General features: G+C 73.2%; 5 protein-coding genes and 1 pseudogene. All 6 read right to left on the reverse strand.

Going from position 1 to position 5,303, the window contains the following annotated elements; all coding sequences use genetic code 11:
* Nucleotides 1-200, reverse strand: a pseudogene (locus AOK18_RS24625) (ABC transporter permease); the annotation flags it as partial.
* Nucleotides 201-298: 98 nt separating this feature from the next.
* A complete protein-coding gene (locus tag AOK18_RS24630; RefSeq protein WP_055695748.1) occupies nucleotides 299-1,144 on the reverse strand; it encodes a glycosyltransferase family 2 protein in 846 nt (281 codons plus the stop codon).
* A 44-nt stretch (nucleotides 1,145-1,188) separates the two neighbouring features.
* A complete protein-coding gene (locus AOK18_RS24635; RefSeq protein WP_079105153.1) occupies nucleotides 1,189-1,968 on the reverse strand; it encodes a CDP-alcohol phosphatidyltransferase family protein in 780 nt (259 codons plus the stop codon).
* Nucleotides 1,946-3,007, reverse strand: a complete 1,062-nt coding sequence (locus AOK18_RS24640; RefSeq protein WP_055695747.1) for an iron-containing alcohol dehydrogenase family protein — start codon at nucleotides 3,005-3,007, stop codon at nucleotides 1,946-1,948. Before AOK18_RS24640 ends, AOK18_RS24635 begins: the two co-directional genes overlap by 23 nt.
* Nucleotides 2,995-3,747: a phosphocholine cytidylyltransferase family protein gene (locus tag AOK18_RS24645; RefSeq protein WP_055574989.1), complete on the reverse strand. Its 753-nt coding sequence runs from the start codon at nucleotides 3,745-3,747 to the stop codon at nucleotides 2,995-2,997. The genes AOK18_RS24640 and AOK18_RS24645 overlap by 13 nt, the downstream gene beginning before the upstream one ends.
* The coding region (locus AOK18_RS24650) for a DUF5941 domain-containing protein (protein WP_055695749.1) at nucleotides 3,744-5,303 on the reverse strand (1,560 nt) is incomplete at its 5' end. The genes AOK18_RS24650 and AOK18_RS24645, both read right to left, overlap by 4 nt.

Consider the following 5,303-nt stretch of genomic DNA (forward strand, 5'->3'; position numbering starts at 1 on the left):
TGCGCCGTCAGCTTCGCCCGAGAGAACGTGAGGATGAAGTGCCGGCGTCCCCAGAGCTGACGGACGTACTCGACGATCGACGGCCGGGCACCGCTGACCGTCAGCCCGTATTTGGCGGCGAGTTCGGCCGCCGTCAGGCCCTCGTCGGGCGGCGCGGACGCGTCGGACGCGGCCGTGCCGTCGTGCGTTGTCTCACTCACTGGTGAAGGCTTTCCCTCTTCGAGATGCGCGGGCCCCCGCGGACCCGGCGTGCGCCGTGGAGCCCGGGTGCGGCCCCGGTGTTCCGGACACGAGCTTGTCAGATGACGGGGGGCCGGCCCAGCCGGGTCAGCCGCCACACCGTACGCCACTTCATGGGCCGGCGCGGGCCGCAGGGGGTGGCCCACCCCTCCCGGAAACCGCCGAACCAGGCCTTGAGGGCCGGGCGCGACGGTCTGCGCAGCAGGGTGAGCAGCATCCAGACGCCCAGGTAGAGGGGGATCAGGGGGGCGGGGAGGTTGCGGCGGGCCAGCCAGACCCGGTTGCGGGCGACCATGCGGTGGTAGACGGCGTGCCGCGAGGGGGCGGTGGCCGGGTGGTACAGCACCATGTCGGACCGGTAGTCGATCATCCAGCCGGCGTCGAGGGCCCGCCAGGCCAGGTCGGTCTCCTCGTGCGCGTAGAAGAACGCGTCGGGCAGCACCCCGGCGTCGGCGAAGACCTGGGTGCGTACGGCGTTGGCGCCGCCGAGGAAGGTGGTCACCCGGGAGGAGCGCATCGGGTCGGCGGCGCGCAGCCGGGGGACGTGGCGGCGCTGGGTGTCACCGGTCTCCGGGTCGGCGATGCGGAAGCTGATGATGCCGAGTTCCGGGTCGGCGGCGAACGCCCGGCGGCACAGCTCGGCGGTGTCGTGGTGGGCCAGCAGGCCGTCGTCGTCGAGGAACAGCAGGATGTCGACGTCCCGGCCGCCCGGGCCGAACGCCTCGATGCCGACGTTGCGGCCGCCGGGGATGCCGAGGTTCTCCGGCAGTTCGACGGTGCGCACGCCGTCGGGGACCTCCGGGACGGGCGAGCCGTTGCCGACGACGACGACCCGGACCGGGTCGCCGTCCTGCTGGGCGACCGAGTCGAGCAGGGCGCGCAGTTCGTCGGGGCGGTTGCCCATGGTGATGATCACCGCGCCGACCTTGAGGGAGGATCCCACCGCGGTCACCTCAGCCTGCTCGAGGCGAGGACGGACACCAGGTGCAGCACGGTCTGGAGCAGGGCTATCCCGGCGAGGACGGCGACGCCCAGGCGGGTGAAGAACAGGTCGCCCCGGACGGCGTCGGCGATCGCGAGGACCACGATCAGCAGCGACGCCTCCATGCCGAGGATCAGCCGGTGGAACTTCAGGGCCGCGGCGGCCCGGCGGGCCAGCGCCATGCCGGAGGAACGCGGTTCGGCGGCGGCGTCCTTGACCGGCGGGAGTCCGCCCTGGTGGCGGGCCACGCCGACCAGGTCGGTCTCGGCCTTGATCAGGACGGCGCCGAGGGCGGCCAGGGTGCCGAGGAAGGCCCAGAGCCAGTCGATGCGGCCGGTGCCCCACAGGTCGGCGGCGCGCAGGCCGAGGCCGACGAGGACGGCCGCGTCGCACAGGTAGGCGCCGACCCGGTCGAGGTAGACCCCGCTGAGCGAGAACTGCTGCTTCCAGCGGGCGACCTCGCCGTCCACGCAGTCCAGCAGCAGGTACAGCTGCACCATGACCAGGCCGAGGACCGCCCCCGGGATCCCCGGCACCAGCAGGGCCGGGGCGGCGAGGACGCCGAACACGGTCATCAGATACGTGAGCTGGTTGGGCGTGACCCTGGTGTTCACCAGGTAGCGGTCCACCCGCAGGGACACCTCACGCATGTAGAGGCGTCCCATCCAGTGCTCACCGCTACGCCGGTCCTTCACCCCCGCGGGGTGGACGACCGGACGGAGTTCAGCTACCGATGGCCTTGACATAGTCGGCGTAGACGTCCTTGATCTGTTCGGTCTTCAGGTCGAGATGTTCGAGGATCGTGAAGCGGCCGGGGCGGGTCTCGGGGGCGAATTCGACGACTTTGACGAACTCCTCCACCGTGAAGCCGATCTCCTGGGGCAGCACCGGCAGTCCGTGCCGGCGCAGGACGCCGGCCATGTACACCGCCTCGTCGTGCGCGCCGCGCAGGTACATCGCGAAGGCCGCGCCCAGGCCGCACTGCTCTCCGTGGGCGGCGGCCCGCTTGGGGTGGAGCAGGTCGAAGGCGTGGTTGATCTCGTGGCAGGCCCCGGAGGAGGGCCGCGAGTCGCCGGACACCGACATGGCGATGCCGCTGAGGACCAGCGCCTCGGCGAGCACCTGGAGGAAGTCGTTGTCGCCGATGCCCCCGGGGTGGCGCAGCACGGACTCGCCGGCCTGCCGGGCCATGGCGGCGGCGAGCCCGTCGATCCGCTCGCCCTTGACCCTGCAGGCCAGTTCCCAGTCCGCGACGGCGGAGACGTTGGAGACGGCGTCGCCGATCCCGGCGCGCACGAAGCGCGCCGGGGCGTCGCGGATGACGTCGAGGTCGATGACGACCGCGATCGGGTTCGGCACGCCGTAGGAGCCGCGGCCGGCGTCGTTGTCGAGGGTGGCGACCGGCGAGCACAGGCCGTCGTGCGCGAGGTTCGTCGGCACGGCGACCAGGGGGAGGCCGACGCGTGCCGCGGCGAACTTGGCGCAGTCGATGATCTTGCCGCCGCCCAGTCCGACGACGGCGTCGTAGTGGCCGGCCTTTATGGCGCCGGCCAGCCGGACCGCGTCGTCGAGGGTGCCGCCGCCGACCTCGTACCAGGTGGCGCCGGGCAGCGACGGGGAGAGCCGCCGGCGCAGTCCGGCGCCGGAGCCGCCGCTGACGGCGACGGCGAGACGGCCGGACTGCGCGATGCGCTCGTCGGCGAGGACCCCGCCCAGGTCGTCGAGGGCTCCGGGACGGATGTCGACGACGAGGGGGGAGGGGATGAGCCGGGTCAGTACTGGCACGCGATCTCCCGTCCACGGGCGAGGTCGTCGTGGTTGTCGATCTCCACCCAGTCGATGTCGCCGATCGGCGCCACGTCGATCCGGAAGCCGCGGTTCACCAGTTCCTGGTAACCGTGCTCGTAGAACTGCTGCGGGTCGCTCTCCCACACGGTCTTCAGCGCGTCGACGAGCTCGGGGGCGGCGTCGCCCTCGATGAGGGTGACGCCGATGTACTCGCCGGTGGCCTCGGCGGGATCCATGAGCTTGGTGATCTTCGTCATGCCCTTGCCGGGGTCGGCGACGACCTTCATCTCCTCGTCCGCGAGGGACTTCACGGTGTCGAGGGCGAGGATGATCCGCCGGCCCTCGCCGCGGGCGGCGAGGAGCGTCTTCTCGACGGAGACCGGGTGCACGGTGTCGCCGTTGGCGAGGATCACGCCGTCCTTGAGGGCGTCACGGCCGCACCACAGGGAGTAGGCGTTGTTCCACTCCTCGGCCTTGTCGTTGTCGATGAGGGTGAGCTCGAGGCCGTACTTCCGCTCCAGGGCCGCCTTGCGCTCGTACACGGCCTCCTTGCGGTAGCCGACGATGACGGCGGCCTCGGTCAGGCCGATCTCGGCGAAGTTGCCGAGGGTGAGGTCCAGGACCGTCGGCTCGCCCTCTATGCCCGCGGGCCCCACCGGCACCAGCGCCTTGGGCAGGGTGTCGGTGTAGGGGCGCAGACGCCGTCCGGCGCCGGCCGCCAGCACGAGGCCGATCATGCGGGTTCTCCTTCATCGTGTACGGCGGGTGCGCCGCCCCGGTGGGCGGCCACCCAGAAGCGGATGCTCTCGAGGAGCACCAGCAGGGCCACGGCCACGGCGAGCACCGTGAGCGCGACGGTGAACTGCGGGGCGGTGAGCAGGGCGGCCAGGACGACGACCGCCAGGGTGCGGCCCTCGTGTCCTCCGGTCGCCCGCACCAGCCAGGGCGGGGGCGCGCCCGCGTCGCCGCGGATGCGGTAGACCGTGTCGTAGTGATGGTAGGCGACGGCGGCCACCAGTCCGTAGGCCGCCGGAAGCGCTCCGTTCACCCCGGCGCCCGCCGCCAGGGCCAGGACGGTGCCGTACTCGGCGGCGCGCAGGAACGGCGGGACCAGCCAGTCGAGGGGGCCCTTGAGGGGGCGGGCGACGGCCAGGGCGGAGGTCAGGACGTACAGGAGGGCGGCGAGGACGGGCCACGGCCCGCCGAAGCCGGTCAGCGCGGCCGTGGCGGTGACGGCGGCGCCGCCGAGCAGGGCGGCGGCGGGGGCGGTGAACCCGGGCAGGCGGCGTGCGGCGGGCTCCAGCGCCCGGGCGAGGCGTTCGGCGAGCGGTCCGCTGTCGGCGAGGTCCGCGAGGGCGCGCGCCGCCCGGTCGGTCCGGCGGGCCCTGCGGGTGAGGGAGCGCAGGACGCGGCCGGCCGTGGTGTACGTCGCCGCGAAGGCGCAGCCGATCAGCAGCGCGTAGAAGGTGACGCGGGGGGTCGTGAGGGCCGTGAGGACGGCGATCATCGCCCAGCGCTCACCGATCGGGAGGACGATCATGCGGCGCACCCAGACCGTCCAGCCGACGCTGTCGAGCCTGCCGGAGAGGGCGGCGGTGGGGCTGGTGTTGGCGGTGGCGTCGTGGTTGGCCTCGTTGAACGAGAAGTCCACGACGTGCCGGCAGGTCTGCAGGACCATCGCGCCGAGCGCGAGGGCCCACACGTCGTCGCCGCCGCGGGCCGCGCCGAGGGCGAGGCCCGCGTAGTAGGCGTATTCCTTGGCCCGGTCGAAGGTGGCGTCGAGCCAGGCGCCGAGGGTGGAGTACTGCAGGGAGTAGCGGGCGAGCTGGCCGTCGGTGCAGTCCAGCACGAAGGAGGCCAGGAGCAGGACGCCGGCGGCGACGAAGCCCGGGCGGGTGCCGGTGGCGGCGCAGCCGGCCGCTATGAGCGCGGTGAGCAGGGAGGCGGTGGTGACCTGGTTGGGGGTCAGTCCGCGCCGGGCGCACCAGCGGGCGAGGTAGCGGGAGTACGGGCTGATGCAGTAGGTGGTGAAGAAGCCGTCCCGGGCCTTGACGGCCGACTTCAGCCGGACGGCCTCGTCGTCCACGGCGGCGACGGCCTGCCGGGCCTCGTTGCGGGTCTGCGGGTCGCCGGGGACGGTGGCGACGAGGCTGCCGAGGTCGGGGCGGTGCGGGTCGCTTCCTTCGGCGCTCAGGGCGGCGACGAGGCGGTCGGAGAGGGCGCCGGTGAGGGTGGTGGCGGCGGGGGCCGGGGACTCACCGGCCGCGGTTTCGCCGGTCACGGCCTCGGGGGC

It is taken from the genome of Streptomyces prasinopilosus, assembly GCF_001419695.1.
In the GTDB taxonomy this organism is placed as follows: Bacteria; Actinomycetota; Actinomycetes; order Streptomycetales; family Streptomycetaceae; genus Streptomyces; species Streptomyces prasinopilosus.